Annotated in this window: 16 protein-coding genes; 9 read left to right on the top strand and 7 right to left on the bottom strand. The window is 62.5% G+C overall.

Annotated features, from left to right (window positions below):
• Positions 1-76: 76 nt before the first annotated feature.
• A complete protein-coding gene (locus ASF72_RS17170; protein WP_056600915.1) occupies positions 77-1207 on the bottom strand; it encodes a tyramine oxidase subunit B in 1131 nt (376 codons plus the stop codon).
• A 129-nt stretch (positions 1208-1336) separates the two neighbouring features.
• On the opposite strand from ASF72_RS17170, the gene ASF72_RS17165 reads away from it, so the two are divergent.
• The 3 genes from ASF72_RS17165 (at position 1337) to ASF72_RS17160 (ending at position 4498) form a co-directional block, all read left to right on the top strand.
• Entirely contained in the window at positions 1337-2491 is a 1155-nt protein-coding gene (locus ASF72_RS17165) for an FAD-dependent oxidoreductase (protein ID WP_056600913.1), read from the top strand.
• Between the two features lie 670 nt (positions 2492-3161).
• Positions 3162-3608 (top strand): acyl-CoA thioesterase, encoded by a 447-nt coding sequence (locus tag ASF72_RS20160; RefSeq protein WP_235504774.1) that lies wholly within the window; start codon positions 3162-3164, stop codon positions 3606-3608.
• Positions 3605-4498 (top strand): PaaX family transcriptional regulator, encoded by an 894-nt coding sequence (locus ASF72_RS17160; protein WP_235504773.1) that lies wholly within the window; start codon positions 3605-3607, stop codon positions 4496-4498. The genes ASF72_RS20160 and ASF72_RS17160 overlap by 4 nt, the downstream gene beginning before the upstream one ends.
• Before the next feature lie 81 nt (positions 4499-4579).
• On the opposite strand, the gene ASF72_RS17155 is transcribed toward ASF72_RS17160, so the two are convergent.
• Positions 4580-4996, bottom strand: coding sequence for a RidA family protein (locus ASF72_RS17155; protein ID WP_056600910.1), 417 nt, complete (start codon positions 4994-4996; stop codon positions 4580-4582).
• A gap of 112 nt (positions 4997-5108) precedes the next feature.
• Between ASF72_RS17155 and ASF72_RS17150 the strand changes: the two genes are divergently transcribed.
• Genes ASF72_RS17150 through ASF72_RS17130 form a run of 5 tightly spaced genes read left to right on the top strand, consistent with a single transcriptional unit; the run spans position 5109 to position 11484 of the window.
• The gene (locus ASF72_RS17150; RefSeq protein WP_056600908.1) at positions 5109-5957 is read left to right on the top strand and encodes a fumarylacetoacetate hydrolase family protein; all 849 of its coding nucleotides are present in this window, start codon (positions 5109-5111) and stop codon (positions 5955-5957) included.
• Positions 5958-5991: 34 nt separating this feature from the next.
• On the top strand, positions 5992-6474 hold the full coding sequence (locus ASF72_RS17145) for a cupin domain-containing protein (protein ID WP_056600906.1): 483 nt from the start codon (positions 5992-5994) through the stop codon (positions 6472-6474).
• Positions 6475-6476: 2 nt separating this feature from the next.
• A complete protein-coding gene (locus tag ASF72_RS17140) occupies positions 6477-7349 on the top strand; it encodes an acyl-CoA thioesterase (protein ID WP_056600903.1) in 873 nt (290 codons plus the stop codon).
• Between the two features lie 53 nt (positions 7350-7402).
• On the top strand, positions 7403-9070 hold the full coding sequence (locus ASF72_RS17135; RefSeq protein WP_056600900.1) for an AMP-binding protein: 1668 nt from the start codon (positions 7403-7405) through the stop codon (positions 9068-9070).
• Positions 9071-9099: 29 nt separating this feature from the next.
• Positions 9100-11484, top strand: coding sequence for a bifunctional salicylyl-CoA 5-hydroxylase/oxidoreductase (locus ASF72_RS17130; RefSeq protein WP_056600898.1), 2385 nt, complete (start codon positions 9100-9102; stop codon positions 11482-11484).
• 596 nt (positions 11485-12080) lie between these two features.
• On the opposite strand, the gene ASF72_RS20155 is transcribed toward ASF72_RS17130, so the two are convergent.
• The 4 genes from ASF72_RS20155 to ASF72_RS17110 form a co-directional block, all read right to left on the bottom strand.
• Complete coding sequence (locus ASF72_RS20155) at positions 12081-15704, bottom strand: choice-of-anchor I family protein (RefSeq protein WP_082484460.1); 3624 nt, start codon at positions 15702-15704, stop codon at positions 12081-12083.
• A gap of 211 nt (positions 15705-15915) precedes the next feature.
• On the bottom strand, positions 15916-17130 hold the full coding sequence (gene fdhA, locus ASF72_RS17120) for a formaldehyde dehydrogenase, glutathione-independent (protein WP_056600895.1): 1215 nt from the start codon (positions 17128-17130) through the stop codon (positions 15916-15918).
• 53 nt (positions 17131-17183) lie between these two features.
• Positions 17184-18593, bottom strand: a complete 1410-nt coding sequence (locus ASF72_RS17115) for a ferredoxin reductase (protein WP_050687669.1) — start codon at positions 18591-18593, stop codon at positions 17184-17186.
• The gene (locus tag ASF72_RS17110; protein WP_056600893.1) at positions 18590-19894 is read right to left on the bottom strand and encodes an aromatic ring-hydroxylating oxygenase subunit alpha; all 1305 of its coding nucleotides are present in this window, start codon (positions 19892-19894) and stop codon (positions 18590-18592) included. The genes ASF72_RS17115 and ASF72_RS17110 overlap by 4 nt, the downstream gene beginning before the upstream one ends.
• Positions 19895-20054: 160 nt before the next feature.
• Here ASF72_RS17110 and ASF72_RS17105 point away from each other — a divergent pair, with 160 nt between their 5' ends.
• On the top strand, positions 20055-20987 hold the full coding sequence (locus ASF72_RS17105; protein WP_050687665.1) for a LysR family transcriptional regulator: 933 nt from the start codon (positions 20055-20057) through the stop codon (positions 20985-20987).
• 84 nt (positions 20988-21071) lie between these two features.
• On the opposite strand, the gene ASF72_RS17100 is transcribed toward ASF72_RS17105, so the two are convergent.
• Positions 21072-21275, bottom strand: coding sequence for a hypothetical protein (locus ASF72_RS17100; protein WP_056600891.1), 204 nt, complete (start codon positions 21273-21275; stop codon positions 21072-21074).
• Positions 21276-21522 lie beyond the last annotated feature (247 nt).

The raw sequence follows: 21522 nt of genomic DNA, 5'->3' as shown, positions 1-21522 counted from the left end.
TTTGGGCCGGTGAGATCGAGAGTCGCGGAGTCCGGTGGACCGTCAAACGCTTGGCTCGAAAGGGCTTTCGCGGATCTTAGGTCAGAACTGGCTTGTCCCAAAGCATGAGTTTCGTGCCGATTCCCCGTTCAAGGGCGTTCTGGTACACAACACTTGCCCACGCTACGTCTTCGACGGGCATCCCGCCGATAGCAAGCAGGATGATTTCTTCGTCAGAGATCCGCCCCGGTTCCCGCCCAGCTGCGATACTTCCAAGGTCCCCGATGGAACTTCGCTCCATCCGGCCAGCCGCGATCAGATCGTTCCAGAAAACGCCCAGGATGCCGACAATGTCGTGCGCAGGTGCGCCAAGTTCTTCTGCGTAGCTTTCGTACATCCGTGAGCTGTCAGCAACGTTGCGTGCTCGATTCAGCACGAACTCAGGGTCCATGTTGATGGTCGCCGGTAGACATATCAGGGCTCCGGGCTTTATCCACTCCTCTTTGACAAAGGTGTAATTCTCCGCACCGGCAGCACTTGAGGTTGCCACACTGACGATGTCGGATTCCCTGACTGCCGCCTCTGCACTGTCCACCACCTCAATTTTGAGGTGCGGGAAACGTTCTGCTGCCCGGTTGACAAACGCCTGCGTTGAGCCTGCGCTGCGACCAAACACCTTGACTACTTCGAGGCTGGGGCGCGCTACCACGAAGGCCTCCAGGGAAGTCGAGTTCATTACCCCGGGGCCGATCATCCCGAGGACCCTCGCATTCTCAACCGCCAGGAGACGTGCACCAACTCCGGGGATTGCTCCGGTGCGGTACGCACTGAGGAGGTTCGCCGACATCACAGCCAACGGCGCACCAGATTCCTTATCGGACAGAGTGAACATGTGAATGGACCTGGGCCAACCTCGCTCCCGGTTTGCGACGTTTGAGCCGTACCATTTGGACCCAATGGCATCGAAGCTCCCACCCAAGTACGCGGGCATCGCCATGAACCTACGATCTGGTCCCGCGAGGGGCATGTTCGGGAACTCGGAAGTCTCGGGGAAATCCAGAAAGACTCCGTGGGAGTTCCGGTTGGCACCGCCCATGATGTAGTCACCGGCGCCAAGGGCGGAAAACATGTCGACCATGGTGTCCACACATGAAGCCATGTCGGTTACGCCCGAAGCCACCATGTCCTGCTCACTGAGGTACAGAAAATCTATGCGTGGATCATTCATGTTTCCTCCATTTGGGATTAAGGCTTGTTATTTTTCATCGCTTGATGAACCATAGCGTAGACGGAGGAACGAAAAGTTTCTACGGTTTAACGGATTTACCCGCATTTTTGTGAGGATACGGAGTTGGGAATGTACGAAGATTTCGATGTAGCGGTGATCGGCCTGGGCTCTGTGGGCTCCATGGCGATGTGGCAACTGAGCACCAATACCGACCTCAGAGTTGTCGGCATAGAGCAATGGGGGGTGGGCCATGCCTATGGCTCCTACGCCGGCGAATCCCGGGTTTTCCGCGCGGCTTACCATGAAGGCTGGCGTTACGTGCCCTTGCTCCTCCGCTCCAGGGAACTTTGGCTGGACCTCGAAAAGAAGACGGGCCGGCACCTGTTCCTGGACGGTGGGATGTTGGCGGTGGATACCCCCGGGCATGCCCCGTATGAAACAACTCTTGAGAGCATTCGTCGATATGACCTCCCGCATCGCTCGTTCAGTACAAGCGAGCTTCGGAAGGCATACCCGCAACACATCGTTTCCGATGGGACGGAGGCAGTTCTTGACCTCCTGGGGGGCGGGATACGATCGGAGGTTGCTGTGCTGGCTGGAGTTCAAGCCGCAGTAGCTGCTGGCGGGACGCTCATCGACGGCGAAGCTGTTCTGGGTATAGAGGAACGTGGGGATTCGATCGTAATTCGACTCGCTACGCGGACTCTCCGTGTCGGGCAGGTAGTTGTGACAACAGGATCATGGGCGGCGCAGTTGCGTCCACAGTTGCGCGATGTCGTAAAAGTCGCCGACATCGCGTTGACGTGGTTCGCGCCAAACGATCCGAGTCGCTACGCACCGGACGTCTTTCCGGCATTCCTTCGTGACCAGGACGGTGTCCACATGTTCGGCGTTCCCACGCTGGATAGCTACAGTGTGAAGGTTGTTTCGCACACCGCAGCCGACACTCAGTACGACTCAGTTGATGATGTTCCGCCGACGGTCAGCAGGGCCGCAATTGAAGAAATCAGCCGCAATGCGACTACGTTCTTCGCGGATCTCTCACCGGAACCGGTTCGTCATAGCATGCACCATGAGAGCGTTACGGTCAGCCGAGTACCCATCGTTGACCTGGACCCGAGCGGACGTATTGTGACGATCGCGGGACTGTCAGGCCATGGCTTCAAATTTGCACCCGCTCTCGGCCAGCTCGCGACCAGCCTGCTGACCGGTGTTGACGATTCGCTGTACACGGCCGACTTCGGCCTTTCAAACCATCCGGACCGGGTTGGAAACGTCGTGTAACGGCAGACCCGGACCCGTGACGGTCTGCCCCAAACTCAACTCCAAAGTCGGCCCACTCGAGCACTTATTTGTCAGATGCGCTGATGGGCCGCCAGTGGTTCCCCAGCAGCGTTCTTTCCGAGAATCAAGGAAGTAGTCGTGAAAAAAAGGAATACCCTAAGGTCTGCCCATGCGGCAGAAATTGCTTCGTTTGCAGCGCTTCGAACCGGTGATCATTGTCCCTTCAGCGGCTGGTGGGCTAGTGATGTGGACTCACTGTCAGCAAGGTTCATTGAAGAGGGAACTATGATGCCTGCACATCGTGGTTCTGCAGTTCGATGGGTATCGGCGAGTCCACAACCGCTCTCCGCAGAAGCGGTATGCAGCTGATCGTGCCGTGGAAACTGCTGACAGTATGAGTGCAGGCGCCGCATTCGATCGCAAGACGCGCGAAGGCGGCGACGGAGCCGATCCTCGCTTCCGATGGTGCATCAGAGGCTGTGGCGGACCTGATGGCAGGCAATAATAAACTTAGCGGTTCGTGGACTGTAATCGACAGTCACCACAACCTGTATGGCCTGGCGCTACCTGCGTCGTGCGGGCCCGCGGCCATCGGCAAACGATTCATCCGCAAAGCAACGCTGTGCGAGTGCTCGTTTTACGAACGTCAAAAGTCCGTTATGTTTGAAGAGTGATCGAGCAAGCGCGCGCTGACGAACAGGCAGATGTCGGGCCCTATGCGTCCGTCCAAAGTACCGTCGAGTGGGTCGACACAGATGCCTCAGGGCACCAGCACAATTCTGCTGTTGTCCGGTGGGTTGAGGCCGCCGAGGCTAGTCTTGTGCGGCAACTCGGTTTGTCTGATTACTTCCCCGTTGCTCCCCGGGTGAAGCAAGTGCTGAACTTTCACGCAAAACTGTGGTTTGGACAGCAGATCACGACGACGGTGTGGATTAAGGAACTTGGCAGATCTTCCCTGACTCTCGGCTTCGAAGTGGATGGCGGTTCCTGTGACCAATCACCTGGTGGCCGAGCCGCAAGCGGCACTGTTACCAGCGTCCATGTGCCGGCGGGTGCCGAGCACTCGGCTCCCTGGCCAGACCGGATGCGCCAGGCTTTATCAAAGACGTCACAGTGAGCCTCGTGTTGTCTAACGGCCGTGAGGCGAGAAATCCCGGTCAAGCCCCTGCAGTCAAACATCAGCAACTCATTGTTACCCTGTACGGCCTCTACTGCCGAGAGCCTGGTTCTGCGCTGCCGGTGGCTGCGCTGGTGGCCTTACTTGGCGATCTGGGCTTTGACCCGCCGGGAGTTCGCTCGGCGGTTTCCAGGCTCAAAGCCAAAGGTGTGCTTCAGAGTACACGCGCGTCCGGGGCGGCTGCCTACGAACTTGGCGGCTCGCTCCAGGCAGTCTTTGCCGACGGCGATCAACGAATCTTTTCAGAACGTCGCGAACCGGCAACCGATGATTGGCTTCTGGCCGTGTTCTCCGTCCCCGAAGCCCAACGTCATTTACGTCATCAGTTGCGCGCGCTGCTTACAGGACTTGGGTTCGGAACGGTATCACCCGGGGTCTGGATTGCGTCTGCCGGCGTGGCTGATCGTGCCCGCCACCTCATTACTGAGCGTGGACTCGCCGAGTTCGTGGAGTTTTTCAGGGGTGATTTTCTGACCAATGGGGACATATCAGCCAAAGTCCCCATCTGGTGGGACCTTGCAAGCATCGACAGCCTGATGGGGGAGTTCCTTGAGTACTACGGTGACGCCGCGCAACTGTGGGGCTCCCGGCTGGAAGGTCTTTCTGGGACCCCCTCCGACGCGGCAGCGGATATAAATCGAGAGGCTTTCCGCTATTACGTTCCCATGCTCACGCTATGGCGCCGCCTACCGTACCGCGATCCGAATCTGCCCTTGCACTACCTGCCAAAAGATTGGAAAGAGCCGGCGGCCCGACGTGCGTTCGTTCGGACGCATGCCCTGCTCTCTCCACTGGCGGCCATACATGCCCGTCAGGTAATTTCGGCGTAGGGGCCTCTGAAACAGCAGCGCAGCCTGCCGGACAGAGGCAGGCTGCGCCGATGCTCTGGCGAACCCCAAAATTTCCGGACACTATCTCCCAGGCATAACTGCAACAGCCTGAATCTCGATCAATGCTTCCTTCTGCCACAAACGGTTGATTCCAATGCCCGCCATCGCCGGATAGTCGGTCCCCGCCATATCACGCCAGATGCGGCCGATTTCTTTTCCGTGAGCCAGATAATCATCCACGTCAGTTAGGAAGAGGGTCACGTTGACCAGGTCCTCAGGCTGGCCGCCCGCCTCCTCCAGCGTGGTAAGCACGTTCGAAAACGCCTGCCTGAACTGCTCAACGATCCCGCCCGGCACAATCTCCATGTCTTGGTCCAACGCGGTTTGGCCAGCGAGATAGACGGTATTCCCGGCTACTACGCCGTGCGAAAATCCCGAAGGCTTCGGCAAAGACGCGGGATTGATGATCTTCCGGGGTGAAACCCTCTGGTCTGCCATAGCTTCTCCTGAGTTTTTGAAATGTGCTCTATTGCACATCTGGGCGATCGTGCTATCTTGATCGTAAGTTACGACCGTCAAAAAGTCGATATATTAGTCTGCAGGAGTATTGATGAGACTCGCTACCCTCCGAAGCACGTGGGGCACCACAGCTGCGGCCGCCGTGGAGGGCGGCTTCCTGCCGCTGGACTTTCCCGATGTAGGGGCGCTCCTGGCGACAAAAGACTGGCGTCGCAAAGTTGATGCTGCGGTGTTGGCTGTGGCTCCAACCTTAATTCCAGCCTCTGAAGCCCACTTCGCTCCGCTGGTTCCGAACGCAGGCAAGGTGATCTGCTGCGGTTTGAACTACGGTGACCACATTCAAGAGATGGGCCGCGACCTACCTGAATTCCCGACCTTGTTCGCCAAATACTCGGACACCCTGGTCGGCGCGAATGACTGCGTTGAAGTACACGGCAGTGGACAGGTTGACTGGGAAGCCGAACTTGCCGTTGTTGTGGGCGCAGATCTCTACAGGGCCGATGAGTCCGAATCCAGATCCGCCATCGCCGGATACACCGTCGCAAATGACATTTCGATGCGCGACTGGCAAAACCGAACGTTGCAGTGGTTCCAGGGCAAGGCATGGGATCGAACCACTCCGGTCGGACCCGTGATGGTAACTGCTGACGAAGCCGGGGAGAGCTTTCAGGTTCGCGGCTACGTAGACGGAGATCTTGTGCAGGACGGCAACACGAGCACTCTGGTCTTCGGGCCAGCCAAACTTTTGTCGTACATCTCCCAGTTCACGTCACTGCGGCCGGGAGATCTGGTCCTGACCGGCACTCCCGGGGGAGTGGGGATGGGCATGAAACCACCGCGCTTCCTTCAGAACGGTGACGTCCTTATCACTGAAATCGACGGAATCGGCCGGCTGGAGAACCAGTTCCGTATCCATGCAGCGGCGACCACCGCAATCTAAGTAACACAACACTTACAGACATCAGGAGAGAGCCATGAGCCAAAGCACGCGTGAATACAGCCTAGATGGAGAAAACTCCATCTACGCCCAGCCGGACGGAAAGGTTGTTCCCGTCGTCACAAGGTCAGGACAAGAGGACACCAATACGGCACAGTCGGGCGACTGTGTCCGCGTGTCCGGCGTCAGCATCCAGCACACGCCAGCGACCAAGATTTGGTTCGGCCAGGTTTCCAACACGCCAGGCTACCGCTCCCTGCCGCACCACCATGGTGAAGCGGAAACAGGGGGCTATGTCCTCCGGGGGCACGGTCGGATCTACTTCGGTGATAGTTTCAGCGAGTTCCTCGACATGAAGGCAGGAGACTGGGTGTTCGTTCCCCCTTTCATGCCGCACGTCGAAGCGAACATGTCCATCACGGAAGAACTGGTGTGGCTGACCGCCCGGACACCGGAAAACCTTGTGGTCAACCTCGAAGACGTACCAGACGAAACCCTCGCTGACTTCCGCCGGGCATAGTCATGATCACGGGAACCCTGACCTCGAAAACGTTCCTTCGGGCCGTCAACCTCGAGCAGGTCGACGCGCAGGTTTTTGACGAAGCCTACGAAGCCACCACTCAGTACGTGCCGTGGCCCAAGGCCTACGGAGGGGACATGGTGGCCCAAGCCGCAGCGGCGATGATGTGTTCAGTAGACGCCGACAGGAACATCCACTCGATGCACAGCTACTTCATGCGTCCTGTGGACGTCGGGTCAGCGGTCCGCTATGAGGTCGAGAGGCTGCGGGACGGGCGTGGATATTCAACCCGCACTGTCCGGGGTTTCCAGAACGGCAAAGCCGTGTACTCGGCGATGGGATCCTTCCACGTACCCGAGTCGGGGCCGGATTTTCAGACGCAGCCCCCGGCCACGGTGGGCCCGGAAGCCCTGCACTCGGCAGCAGAGGTTCTGAACGCTAGAGACGGGAAGGCTGTGGAGTATTGGGGCTCGGGCCGCAGCTTTGACATGCGGCATGTCCCGGGACCTGTCTATGTCGAACTTGAAGGCGGCACCGTTCCTCAACAGGCGATCTGGGTCAAGGCGTTCGATGCCCTTCCCGACGACTCAAATCTCCACCGCACTGCCCTGGCATACGTTTGTGACTACACGATCCTTGAACCGATCCTCAGGGTTAACGGCCTGCATTGGTCCAGCCCAGGGCTGGTCACGGCCAGCCTTGACCACTCCATGTGGTTCCACCGCGATGGCCGTCTCGATGACTGGGTGCTCTATGCCCAGGATGCCGTCTCCAGTCAGCAGAACCGCGGCCTTGCGATGGGCCGCTTCTTTGATCGGCAGGGAGGGCTTCTAGCCACGGTCGCTCAAGAAGGCATGATCCGCGTCGGTGCCTGAAAACAACACTCTCCAGTTTCACCTGATGCACCACTGAAAGGAACGGCCTCAGCATGATGCCATCGGCCCACGTGGACACGTTCACCCGCGATCACCTGCCGCCCGCCGAAACCTGGCCGGCGCTCGAATTCACCCTTCCCGAACTGCATTACTCCGAACGCCTTAACGCCGCTGGAGTGCTGATCGATGACACGATCGCCAACTTCGGTGCCGACCGTCCCGCCCTCCGAGTTCCCGGCGGCGAGTCCTGGAGCTACGGACAGTTGCAGACCCACGCCAACCAAGTGGCGCAGGTCCTCACCCAGGACCTGGGAGTTGTTCCGGGCAACCGTGTTCTGTTGCGTGGGCCCAACAACCCCTGGATCGTCGCTGCCTGGCTGGGGGTATTGAAGGCCGGAGCCGTAGTTGTCACCACAATGCCAATGCTGCGTTCGACGGAGGTATCTGCAGTCATCGGGCTGACGAAACCCGTGGTGGCAATCTCCGACCACCGGTTCGTGGATGAACTTAAGGCTGCAGTCGGTACGGACGTCACTGTCCTGACGTACGGCTCCCAGAACGACGATGACCTGACGGTCCGGTGCGGCCTGAAATCCGGGACGTTCACGGCGGTTGACACCTCCGCGGATGACGTCGCCCTGCTCGGCCCGACTTCCGGAACGACCGGCGCACCGAAAATCACCATGCATTTTCACCGCGACATCCTGGCCAACGCTGACACGTTCGCTCGTCACATCCTCAAGCCGACCGCTGATGACGTGTTCGCCGGATCACCTCCGTTGGCCTTCACATTCGGACTCGGCGGCCTGGTGGTCTTTCCACTGCGATTTGGGGCTTCGGCCTTGCTGACGGAGAGAGCTGGCCCCGTGGAGCTCGCCGAACACGCAGCTGAAGCAGGCGCGTCAGTCCTCTTCACCGCACCCACCGCGTATCGGGCGATTCTCAAGGAAAACCGGGGAGACCTCCTGCAAGGGCTCCGCCTCGCCGTATCCGCCGGAGAGCATCTGACGAAGGAGACCTGGGAGGCAGTACATCAGGCGACCGGCCTTCGTCTGGTCAACGGCATCGGTGCGACCGAGATGCTGCATGTATTCATCTCAGCGGCGGGAGAAGATATCCGTCCAGGGACAACCGGCAAAGCAGTACCGGGCTTCCGGGCGACCATTCTCGATGAAAACGGTAATGAAGTGGGGCCGGGGAACACGGGACGCCTGGCAGTCATAGGCCCCACCGGTTGCCGTTATCTTGATGATCCTCGCCAGCGGAACTATGTGGTTCGGGGGTGGAACGTCACCGGTGACACATTTTCCATGGATGAAGATGGCTACTTCACCTACCAGGCCCGCTCAGACAACATGATCGTGTCCTCCGGGTACAACATCGGTGGCCCTGAAGTAGAAGCTGCCATCGACCAACACCCGGATGTCGTGGAAAACGCCGTCGTCGGCAGAGCCGACGCAGAGCGCGGCACAGTGGTGTGCGCCTTCATAGTCCTGCGTGATGGCGTCACCGGAGACTCCGCGAAACGCAAAGAAATCCAAGATTTCGTCAAGCAAACAATTGCCCCGTACAAGTACCCGCGCGACGTTCGTTTTGTCACTGAACTGCCGCGCAACCCCAGTGGAAAGCTGCAACATTTCAAACTCCGCGAACGCGTCCAGGAAGAGGACTCCGCACTGAACACCAAGGAACTTACAGCTGCCGGTCAAGGCCAGGCTTAGACGGATACGGTCCAAAAAGGAGCAACACCATGAAAATCGCAATTGTCGGAGGCGGTCCCGGAGGCCTCTATTTCGCAGCCCTGATGAAACAACTCGATCCGTCCCATGAAATCGCACTCTGGGAACGGAACGCTGCCAGCGACACATTTGGCTTCGGCGTGGTATTTTCCGATGAGACCCTTGGTGGCATCGGCAACGCCGACCCCGTCGTCGCGGATTACATGAGCCGCCGCTTCGCCCGCTGGTCTGACATTGACATTCACTTCCGCGGCGAAATGATCACCGTCGGCGGCCAAGGGTTCGCGGCCATGAGCCGCAAGGAATTACTGGAACTTCTCCAGCGCCGGTGCATCGAACTCGGAGTCGATGTCCGGTTCAGCACCATGGCACCGGCCATCGAGGAACTCGAGTCCACGTACGATCTGGTACTCGCCGCCGACGGCCTGAACTCCCAAATTCGCGCCAAGTATGCTGACACGTTCGGCCCGGACCTGGACCTGCGCACCAGCAAATACATGTGGCTGGGAACAGACCAGGTGTTCGAAGCCTTCAAGTTCTTCGTGAAGGAAACCGAGTGGGGCGTCATGCAGATCCATGGCTACCCATACTCCGATGAAGGCTCCACTTTCATCGTAGAGATGCACGAGGACGTGTGGCACGCTGCAGGTTTTGACGAGACCGCAGCTGAGTTCTTCCCTCCCGGTGTCTCCGACGAGAAAGCAATTGCGAAGATCCGGGAGATCTTTGCTGAAGAACTAGCTGGCTACGAGGTTCTGTCCAACAACTCCAAGTGGCTCAACTTCAGCACCGTCCGCAATGAAAGCTGGCGCAAGGGCAATGTTGTCCTGCTGGGCGACGCCGCCCACACGGCCCACTTTTCCATCGGGTCAGGGACGAAGCTTGCTATGGAAGACGCCTTGGCCCTCGCCGCATGCCTGCACGAACAACCCAACGTAGAGTCAGCCCTCGAAGCATACGAGGCCGAGCGCCGTCCAGTGGTGGCCTCCACGCAGCGAGCTGCCCAGGCCTCCCTGGAATGGTTCGAACGCATCGGTCAATACAAAGACCAGAACCCCACTCAATTCGCTTTCAACCTCCTGACCCGCAGCCGCCGCATCACGCATGAAAACCTGCGACTGCGCGATCCTCAATTCGCCGAATCGGTGGACCGCAACTTTGCGCGGTCCCAAGGACTCACGGACATCGCCCCGGCCATGTTTCAGCCCTTCAAGGTCGGTGGGCTGGAGCTAAAGAACCGCATCATTGTCTCGCCGATGGATATGTACTCCGCCACGGACGGCGTACCCGGTGATTTCCACAAGGTCCACCTCGGCTCCAAGGCTCTCGGCGGCGCCGGACTGGTCATGACGGAAATGGTCTGCGTCTCCGACGTCGGCCGGATCACCCCCGGCTGCACCGGCCTCTACACCGATGAACAGCGTGACAGCTGGAAGGAAATCGTTGATTTCGTCCATTCACGCTCCACGGCCAAAATAGGTGTGCAGTTGGGACACTCCGGCCGCAAGGGCTCCACCAAGCTCATGTGGGACGGGATCGACCAGCCCCTCGACTCCGGTAACTGGACCGCCGTCGGACCTTCAGCCCTCCCGTACGGTCCCGGCAATCAGACCCCGCTGGAGCTCGACCAGGCCGGTATGGATGCCATACAGGCAGAGTTTGTCAGCGCTGCGATGCGTGCCGAAGAAGCCGGCTTCGACATCCTCGAAGTTCACGCAGCCCATGGCTACCTTCTGTCCTCTTTCCTGTCGCCTGTTTCCAATAAGCGGACCGACGAGTATGGTGGCAGCCTGCAGAACCGGTTGCGCTTCCCGCTTGAAGTTTTCGACGCCGTCCGAGCGGCATGGCCTGCCGACAAGCCCGTGACGGTTCGCATTTCCGCCACGGACTGGATCGACGGCGGCAACACCTCTGATGACTCCGTCCACATCGCAAAAGCATTCGTTGAGCACGGCGCTGCCGGACTCGATATCTCCACCGGTCAGGTAGCAAAGGAAGAGAAGCCCGCCTTCGGACGTAGCTACCAGACGCCGTTCGCGGACCGCATCCGCCAGGAAGTAGCAGCCCCGGCAGGCGTGGCAGTCATAGCAGTAGGCGCCATCTCCAGCTACGACGATGTGAACTCAATCCTCCTCGCAGGCCGTGCCGACCTCATTGCGTTGGGACGCACCCACCTCTACGACCCCCAATGGACCCTCCACGCAGCCGCCGAACAGGACTACCAGGGTCCTGCCGCCGAATGGATTCCACAATTCCGCGCTGGCCGCCGTAAGCCGCCAAGCTCCCGCACTGATGCCGTCCGGCCACGGTTGTCCCTGTTGCGCGAATTGGAAGCCGCTGAAAACCCGCACCTTCGGTGGAAGCCGGCGCTCAGGGATTCCGTACCGGCGACCTAGCCTTCGTCACTTGCCCATCAAATTAAGTACAGTGGTGGCGCTGCACCCACAGTTTCGTTTTGCTGAGGGAAATCAGGAATGGCGGGCACCCGTAGGGTGTCGGCCTTTCCTGATTTCCAGCCTGGCACAGTTAGCCCCAAGCCGTTGTATAGATGATGTCGATGGTTTCATCACGCTCCATTCTCACCTCGGAGGGATGACTCCTGCAGCTTTCGGCACCCGTTACGAAGCGACAGTCCAGCAACGGCACCGATCGTCAATAACTCAAGGTGCCATTAGGCAGGCATCAGTGGTGAAACGGAGGATGGCAGAGAAATGCTGACATCTGGCTGCATCGCCTCGCATACGATTGCAGCTCCAGCGGCGGAAGCGCAGGGTTTCCTGGTTTACTTTTCCGCCCTTTCTTGAAAGCCGATAATGGACCTTACGTAAAGTAAAAGTAATCCAAGCGCATTTGATCCAAAAAATACTTTGTCTGCGCCAATGCTTTGCGGCTTCACGTGCTGCGTGCTTCGAACTGGCCACAACACAACGGCGCCCGGCCTCCGTTAAGGTAGCCGGGCGCCGTCAGTGGAACCGGTAGGAACTGCCTAGAATCAGCTGTCCTCGGCCACTACGGCGGTCCGCCGGCGGCGGATGACCACCAGCAGTCCGCCGAGCAGCGCCAGCAGGAGGCCCACCCCGGCCAGCGTCAGGGTGGCCCCAGTGGTTGCCAGGTTGCCGGTCAGGTTGGCATCGCTGGTGCCATTGCCCGCGTTGCCGCCGTCGGACCCGCCATTGCCTGCGCCTGGAACAACCGTGCCGTCGCCCGGCACAACCGTCCCGTCGCCCGGAACAACGGTGCCGCCGTCGCCTGACCCGTTGCCGCCGTCGGGAATGTCCGCGGCCAGGATGGCGCGGCCCAGCGGCGCCGGTTCAACCACGGGGTGCGCTTCGAAGTACTGGACCGTGGCAACCAGGTCGCTCTGCCCCGTGTCCGTGACGCGCCCGCCCTGGGCGAAGGTGGTGAAGTTGTCGCCGCCGGCGGCCAGGAAGGAGTTGGTCACCACGCGGAAGACGTCCCCGTCCGCCACGGCCTTACCGGCGAACTCCATGGAGACCACGTGGCTGCCGCGCGCTGCCGCGGGGTCATAGACGTAGCTCAGCCCGTCGGAAATACCCAGGTGCAGCTTGGGCCGGGACGAGCCGTCCGGCTGCCACTGCTCTTCCAGGATGGCTTTGAGCTGGGCCCCGGTCAGGTCCAGCGTCACCAGCGTGTTGCCGAACGGCTGCACCGCCGCGACGTCCTTGTAGGTCAGCACGCCGTTGGTGCCGTAGAGCAGGTCTGCGCGGAGCCCGCCCGGGTTCATGATGGCGATCTGGGCCGCCTCGCCGGCGAATGACTCGTTGGACGTGGCCCAAAGCTGGATGTCCGCTGCCAGGTTGCCCAGCGATGATTCCACGCCGCGGTCAGAGCCGTTGGTGCCGCCGCGGAGGATGTCCGCGGTAATGGAACCGACTTCGACGGCCCCGGCCACCTCCGCCTGCGCTGCCGCCTTGGCCACGGTCTCCGCCACGGTGGCGAGGGGTTCGAACGCCCCGACGATCTGGGCGTCATCCCCTTCGCCGACGGTGGTGGTCAGGGACAACAGTCCGCCGGCCAGGGAGACGATGTCCTTGGTCGTCGGATCCACTTCGATGGTCAGCTGGTCCAGGGTGGTGCCGTACTGGTGTGCCTGCAGGACCGGGCGCTCGAGTCCGGCGCCGCCCTGGACGGGGAAGGAACAGGCGTAGGACTGGTGCGTGTGCCCGGACAGGATCGCATCGATGTTGGGGGAGGAGTCCCGGACGAGCTCGCCGTAGGTGGTGTCCTCGGCTGCGATGGCTGCGCAGTCACTGCCTGCTGACCCGTCGTGGGCCAGCAGCACAATCACGTCGGCCTCGCCGTTTGCCGCGTCGCCGTCCGAGAGGTTGCGGGCCACGCGGTTTGCGGCGGCTGTCTGGTTCCCGAACTCGATGCTTTCGATGCCGTCCGGTGAGACCAGCGCGGCGGTCTGCTCGGTCACGGTTCCGATGAAGGCGACCTGCACACCATCAACCTCCCGGATCGCGTACTCCTTCAGCGCCGGCGTTTCGGTGCCCTTGAGGTAGACGTTGGCGCCCAGCGCGAAGTCGGCGGCTTCCGCGCCCGCTGCGGGGTCGCCCGCGGCTGCGGCGTAGCGGGGGATAACGCGGTCGGTGAGGTCGGCGAAGCCGGCATCGAATTCATGGTTTCCGACGGCGGACACGTCCAGCCCGGCCTGGGCCAGCGCATCGATGGTGGGGTTGTCCTGCTGGGAGAAGGAGGTGAATGTTGACGCGCCGATGTTGTCGCCGGCTGAAACGAACAGCGTGTTCGGGTTTTTGTCCTTCAATGCCGTGACGGCACCGCCCAGGACGGCGGCGCCTGCTTCGGCTCCGTTTGCTTCGATGCGGCCGTGGAAATCGTTGATGCCCAGGACCTGGATGGTGGTGGTGTCCTTCGGCTCCCCAACCCCCAGCCCGTCGATGCCGAACAGGGTGGTGGTCCCGGAGACCTCGTTCCCGACGGCGAGCATCGGCTTACCGGTGGGGGAGTCCCCGGCGGGGATGAAGGCCAGGCCTTCGGGACCCAGGTCGCCCGCGGCACCAAGCGTGTCCACGCCGTCGTCCTCGACCGAGACGGCGAAATCACGGTTGTTCACGTACGTCACGAACGTGCTGTCCTCGGGGGTGGAGATGTCGTAGACGGCGACGCCGCCCACGCGTTCGAAGCCGACAAACGCGTAGGTCCGGCCGCCCACCTCGCCGATCGCCAGGTTCTCCGGTTCGGGTCCCTTGTCGTCCGAGCGCCCTTCAAGGTTCGATTCGGAGTGGTTTGAGTTGAAGAACTCCGGGTTGGCGGCGTGGCTGATCCGCTCGAAGTCGTCGCCGGAGTCGAAAACCTGCCGCCCGTCGGTGGTCCAGATGGAGAAGGAGCGGGAGCCGAACGAATACAGTTCCCCGTAGCAGTCACCGGCGGCACCCAGGCCGGTGGCGGTGGTGACGGTGAGCCGGCCCAGGTCGCCGTCAGCGGTCAGGTCAGCCAGCGGGCTGTCTGCGCAGATTGGTGCCAGGCCGTCCTTGCCGAGGTCCTTGACCCGGGCGCCTTCCACGTAGTCGCCCCATTCGCGGGCATCGCCCTCGTTGGCAGTCACTAGGTAGGTGGCGCCGCCGGCGGTGTAGGCGTTGATCCCGTCGGGCATGTACATGCCGTTGAGGCCCTCGAAAGTGCGGATGTTGAACGCCGGGGCGTCTTCGGGGTCGCGGTCCGAGGCGTCGAGTCCCTGGCCCGCGAGGCCGTGGTCCTTGAAGCCAAGCGGCCAGACGTCCTCCACCGTTGCCGTGGCCAGGTCCACCACGGCCACAGCGTTGGCTTCCTGCAGCGCGGCGTAGGCTTTGCCGCCGTCGATCGCGATGTACTCGGGTTCGAGGTTGCGGGATACCGGGTGGTCGGCGCCGTGCGGGGTGGGGCCGAAGACGCGGACGTCCGCCGGCAGGGTTTTCGTCCCGCCGGCCTCGAAGGGGTGGAAAGTGGCGGTGCGGACAGCGGACTGGGCGGGTGCCGCCAGGCCGGTGGGAAGGTCGACGACGGAGACCGAACCTTCGGGGTCCACCGTGAAGTCGTCCGAGGGTTCGCCCTCATTGGCGACGACGGCGCGGCTGCCGTCCTTGGCGATGGTGACCATGTCCGGAAGGGCTCCCACAGGGACCCGTCCGAGGGCGACGGGGGCGTCGGCGGTGGCGTCGAAGAAGAGCAGGGAGCCGGCGTCGGTCTTGGTGGGTGCCTCCAGGGCTATGGCGCCCAGGCCGTCCGCGCGGATGGCGACGGAATTGGCCACCCCGCCGCCGGCGTCGCCGATCGAGAAGAGCTTTTTGGGGGCGGCCGGGTCCGCGATGTCCAGGACATCCACGACGGCGGCCTGCGCGTTGACCACAAACAGCCGCTGGGTGGCCGCGTGGTAGGCCACGATTTCCGCCGCGGACTCATCGAACTGGCCGGTTTCATAGGACCCGAGGGCCGTCAGCGAAAGGGCTGAGCCGGCGGCCGGGTACGTGATGGGCGAGGGGACGACGGCGGCCGAGGCCCCCGGTGCCACGACGCAGGATGCTGCGAACAAGAGCGCTGCAGAGGCCACCACGGCGCGGGCAAGCCCGCGTGGTGCGCGTCTGGATATCGGCATGGGTTCTCCCAGGAAAGGACGAGTGATACGTCCTGTCTAACCACGCCAGGCGACCGGAGGGTGAACGGCGGGTGTCCGGGGCCCCGGACGGTGCAGGTCCGGGTGCCGGTGGCGGCCGGGGAGAAAGCAGGAAAGGGAGGGCACCCAGGGTGCACTCCCTTTCCTGCGCTGACCCATCAGTACGGCCGGTCAGCAGTGGTATGTCCGTGCCTTAGTTGCTGAGGTAGCCGTTCGGATCGAGGACGTATTTGGTGGCGGCGCCGGCATCGAATTCGGCGTAGCCCCGCGGTGCGTCCTCAAGCGGGATCGAGGTGGCGTTGACGGCCTTGGCGATCTGGATCCGGTCGTGCAGGATGGCCATCATCAGCTGGCGGTTGTACTTCATCACGGGGCACTGGCCGGTGGTGAAGGACAGCGATTTGGCCCAGCCGGTGCCCAGGGACAGCGACAGGGAGCCCTTCCGGGCCGCCTCGTCCGAGGCGCCGGGGTCCCCGGTGACGTAGAGGCCGGGAATGCCCACGGACCCGCCGGCTGCGGTGAGGTCCATCAGCGAGTTCAGGACGGTGGCCGGTGCTTCGGCGGCGCCGTGGCCGTGGCCGCGGGCCTCGAAGCCGACGGCATCGATGCCGGAATCGACTTCCCGGACGCCCAGCAGCTGCTCGATTTGGTCGGCCGGGTCGCCGTCGGCAACGTTGACGGTTTCGCAGCCAAAGGAGCGGGCCTGGGCCAGGCGGTCCTCATTGAGGTCACCCACGATCACCACTGCGGCACCGAGGAGCTGGGCGCTCGCTGCCGCGGCAAGGCCTACGGGTCCGGCGCCGGCGACGTAAACGGTGGAGCCGACGCCGACCCCGGCGGTGACGGCGCCGTGGAAGCCGGTGGGCAGGATGTCGGAGAGCATGGTCAGGTCCATGATTTTTTCCAGGGCCTGGTCCCGGTCCGGGAACCGCAGCAGGTTCCAGTCGGCGTAGGGAACCAGAACGTATTCGGCCTGGCCGCCCACCCAGCCGCCCATGTCCACGTAGCCGTACGCGGAGCCGGGGCGGTCCGGGTTCACGTTCAGGCAGATCCCGGTTTTGCCTTCTTTACAGTTCCGGCAGCGGCCGCAGGAGATGTTGAAGGGGACCGAAACGATGTCGCCCACCTTGATGAACTCAACGTCGGGCCCGGTTTCGATGACCTCGCCCGTGATCTCGTGGCCAAGCACCAGGCCGGCGGGGGCCGTAGTGCGGCCGCGGACCATGTGCTGGTCCGACCCGCAGATGTTGGTGCTTACGGTGCGCAGGATGACCCCGTGCGGGACCTTGCGGCCCACATTGACGGGATTGACGCCGGGCCCGGCCTGCAGTTCAAAGGTGGGGTACGGGGTATCGATGATTTCAACGATTCCCGGTGCCTTGTACGCAACGGCTTTGTTACCTGTCATTGAATGGCTCCTATGGTTGGCGGTCTGTGGTTCAGGTGTGCAGCGGGGAACGGCTAGGCATCGATCACCATGTCGGTCTGCGCGGTGGAGCAGCAGGGGAGGAACTTGCCGGCGTCGATTTCGCGGGCCCGGATGCCGCCCTGGTGGTTCATTTCCACTTCCCCTGAAAGTTTGACCACCTTGCAGGAGCCGCACATGCCTTCCTTGCAGTTCGCGCCGATCCTGACGCCGGCGCGCTGGGCCACCCCCAGGATGTGCTCGGTGGGGTCGATCCGGACGTTGATGCCGGTGCGCATGAAGGAAAGGGTGAGGCTGCCGGTTCCCACGGTGTCGAAGCTTGAGGCGTCAGGTGACGCGGCCTGCGGCTCCTGGCTGGCGCCGCCGTCGTTCGTCGAGGCCCCGTCCGGGTCCACGGTTTCCAGCTGCAGCCCCGTGGCCTCCAGGGTGCCATCGGCGTCGTAGCCGGGTTCGTAGAGTCCGAATGCCGCGGGCTGGCCCTCGTAGTAGACCTCGGCGGAATCGGCGATTTCCTCCGCGATTTCCTCCGCGATGTCCGCCGCCAGCGCGAGCTCCGCCTGGTATTCGAGGAGGGTCTGGCGATCCCCCGTGAAGAATTCCATGTAGATGGAGGTGTCATCCACGCCCACCTTGCCCAGGAGCTCGGTGGCCGTGTTCAGGTAACCCTCGGGACCGCAGGCGTAGACCTGCCGGCCGTTGGCGTCGGGTGCCACCTCGTCGAGCATTGCCGCTGTCAGCCGTCCGCTGAGCCCTTCCCAGCCCTCCGGCTTGTTGCGGTCGCCCAGCGAGTAGAAGATCTTGACGCGGGAGTCCACGGAGGCGATGTAGGCCAGCTCCCGGTGGAAGGCAAAGCCGCCGGCCTCCGCGCCGTGGTACAGCACCACAACGTCGGCATGTCCGGGCAGCGAATGGATGGTCCGCAGCATCGACATGATGGGCGTGATGCCTGCGCCGGCGGCGAGCAGCAGGTACCTGGCCCGCCGGTCGGCGTCGGGCAGGTGGAAGGCGCCAACGGGTCCCAGCATGTCCAGGACGGTGCCGGGTTTGACGTTTTCGTGCACCCACGGTGAAACCAGCCCGGTGGGGTCGGCTTTGACGGTGATGTTGAAGGTCCACGGTTCCGTGGGCGAACTGGACAGCGAGTAGCTGCGGTCCACCGGGTCCTGGTCCGCACCGTTCACGGGGAAGGCGATGTTCACGTACTGGCCCGCGCGGAACGCCAGGGGCGCACCGTCGCAGCGGCGGAACACGAAGGTCATCATGCCGCCCGCCTCGGGAACGGTCTCGACGCATTCGGCCATGAACTCCTGGGGATGCCACGGGCCCAGGGCGCGGGCGGCTCCAGCGGGTCCGTCGGTGGTACCCATCACCCTGTTCCACGGCATTTCAAGACCGCGAATACGCTGTGGTTCCTGAATGGCCGCCTCAGGGAGGAGCTCAATCATGCCAAGTGCTCCTGAACACGCTGCACGTACCAGTTGATGAATGCCTCGACCTGGTATTCGCTCTTCATGTACGGGCCGGGCTGGTAGGCGGGGCTGCCGGCACCCTTCTGGCACAGTTCCACAAACGCCTTATCCTGCAGGTTGGTCTGCTCCCAGGTGTAGGTCAGTTTCGCCAGGTCGTAGTCGACGCCCTCCACGGCGTCGTCAGCCACGAGCCAGGTGGTGCGCACCAGCGTCTGGTGCTCGTTGACCGGGAAGACACCGAACGTGATGACATGGTCACTCTGGAAGTGGAACCAGCTGTTGGGCTGCAGGTGCATCGAGCAGCGGCCCAGGCGGAAGTCCCGGAGGTCGCCCAGCAGCTTCTTGGAGAGCCGGCGGCCGTCGGGCGAGAAGGACTCACCTTCGCCGTCGAGCGATTCCCGGGAGATGCGGATTCCCGCGATGCGGGTATCGAGTTCCTCGACGACCTCGTAGGGCAGGCCGTACCGGCGGCAACGCTCCTCCAGGGAGGACTGGGCTTCCTTGTTGCGGTCCCAGACTTCCTCGAGGTGCGTCGGGATCAGGCCTTCGGTCAGGCCCCAGGTGGGGAAGAGGGAGCAGGCGAGTTCCGGGTGGCCGTCACAGTGGTAGCACTCACGGTTGTTCTCCATGACGAGCTTCCAGTTGCCCTCTTCGATGATGTTCTGCTGGTAGGCGATTTTCGTCTTCGCCAGATCGTGGGGCGCGAGGTAGGGCTCGAAGATTTTCCCGGTTTCGTCGAAATCAGTCGGGGGTTCATCGGCGATGCAGACGAAGATGAGTCCCGCGAACTCGCGGCTGTGGGCGCGTTTGAGGCCGAAGCAGCCCTTGTCGAACTTCGTTTCGCCAGGTGCGGAGGCGTGGATCAGGTCTCCGCTGGGGGCGTAGGTCCAGGAGTGGTAGCCGCACACCAGGTTCCCCGTGGTGCCGGCGGGTTCGGTCAGGACGCGGGCGCCGCGGTGGCGGCACACGTTGTGCAGCACGTTCACGCCGCCGTCGTCGTTGCGGAGCACGATCAGCGAGTAGGGGCCGTAGTCGACGGTGACGTAGTCGCCCGGCTCCGGCAGCTCGGCGACGCTGGCTGCAAAGATCCAGTGCTGGCCGAAAATGGCCTGCATGTCGATGTTGAAAATCGTCGGGTCTGTGTAGAACGGGGCGTCGAGGGAGTATCCCGTGCGCCGGAACTCGAACAACTCGGTGATCTCCGCCAGCTGCGCTGCAGGCAAGGACGATGCGAGTTTTCCGCGGGAATTGAGGGGCAGGCTCACAGGAGCAGTCATGTGTTTCCTCCGGGGAAGGCTGGGTAAAGGTGCGGTTTGTGAGAGCCGCGGGGTGGATGGCGCCAACCGGCGTTTTCAAAAGCGTGTAATCACGAGATTAGGGATCATCGACCTGCTACAAAAGCGCAAGATTCTGGAGGGGACCGTGCACAATGGGTGCATGATCGATCCAAGGCTCATCACCCTTCGTGTGTTCGCCCGCTGCGGCACCGTAGGGGCAACCGCGGAGCTCACGGGCTACTCGCCTTCTGCCGTGTCCGCGCAATTGCGGGAGCTCCAGCGGGTGCTTGGCATGCAGCTGCTGACGAAGGACGGCAGGGGGGTGCGGCTGACCGCCACGGGCCGCTATCTGGTGGCGGGATCCGACGCAATCATTGCGGAATGGGAGGCTTTGCGGGCTGCCGCCATGGAGGCCGGCGACCAGATACCAAGTCGTTTTGGACTCGGCGGATTCTCGACGGCGGCAGCCCAGTTGCTTGCGCCGCTGGCCGCCACGCTGCGCTCCACCCGCCCCCTGCTGGAGGTGCAGGTCCTCGAGGCCAACCCGTCCCGGTGCTTCGATTTGCTGGTTGCGGAGCGGATCGATCTGGCCGTCATAGTGGCGATGCAGGCCGACACATACGGTGAGGACGATCCGCGTTTCGAGCAGACCGTCCTGCTCGACGATCCGCTGGACGTGATCGTCCCTTCCACCCATCCGTTGGCGTCGCGGGAAACGGTGACGCTCGAAGAACTCGCGTCCGAGCCGTGGATCACCGAGGCCGTAGGTTCCACGTACCACGCCCTGTTTACCGCGGCATTCACTGCGGTGGGGGTGACCCCACGGATTGCCCATGAGGCCGTGGAATGGGAAACCCAGATCGCTTTTGTGGGCGCGGGCCTGGGTGTGGGGCTGCTCCCGCGGCTGGCACCCCTGCGCAATGCAGAAAACGTGACCCGGCTGCGGATTACCGGCAAGGGGAAACCCGTACGCCGTATCATCGCCGCGGTCCGCAAGGGCAGCATCGCCTCGCCCCTGATCCAGGAGTCCCTCGGAATCCTCCAGGTCACAGCCAACCGGATCCTCACCGCCCGGCCGGAAGACGAAAACTAGGCCCTGGTCAGCCGTGCCGATTTGAGGGCACGGCTGAGCGGTCCAGGGCTGGAGTGCCCTGGACCGCTCAGTGGAGAACTCTTCTTAAGGCTGACGGGAAAAGCGGGAACCGAGATCGCTGTCGACGTACGAGCCGGGACGGGTCCCGAAGGTGTGCTGGCAGTTGCAGCCGCCATCGAGCTGTAGGCGGACGGTCACGGGAGTTGCGGACTCCAACCGGACATCGACGAAGTCTTTTCCGTCGGTGCTGACCCGGAGAACCTGTTCCGGGACGTTGAGCTGGGACATGGGGTTTGCCTTTGCTGGGGATGGGGAGGGTTGGCCCAGGCGGCACGGGCCGGGGGAAGCCGTGTGCCGCCTGGGGTGTTACTGGTTGTTTTGCTGCCCGGTTCCGGACTGGGTGCCCACTGCAGGGATGCTCCCCGTGGGAGTTCCGCCCTGGCAGTCAGTCTCGGGGCAGTTTTCGCCGCATTCGTGGCGGGTGACGAGGTCGAATTGGATGCCGCGGTGTTGTTCGACGCCGGTGCGGATGGCG

Source organism: Arthrobacter sp. Leaf141 (genome assembly GCF_001424565.1).
GTDB lineage: Bacteria > Actinomycetota > Actinomycetes > Actinomycetales > Micrococcaceae > Arthrobacter.
This window is presented reverse-complemented; position numbering and strand designations above follow the sequence as displayed.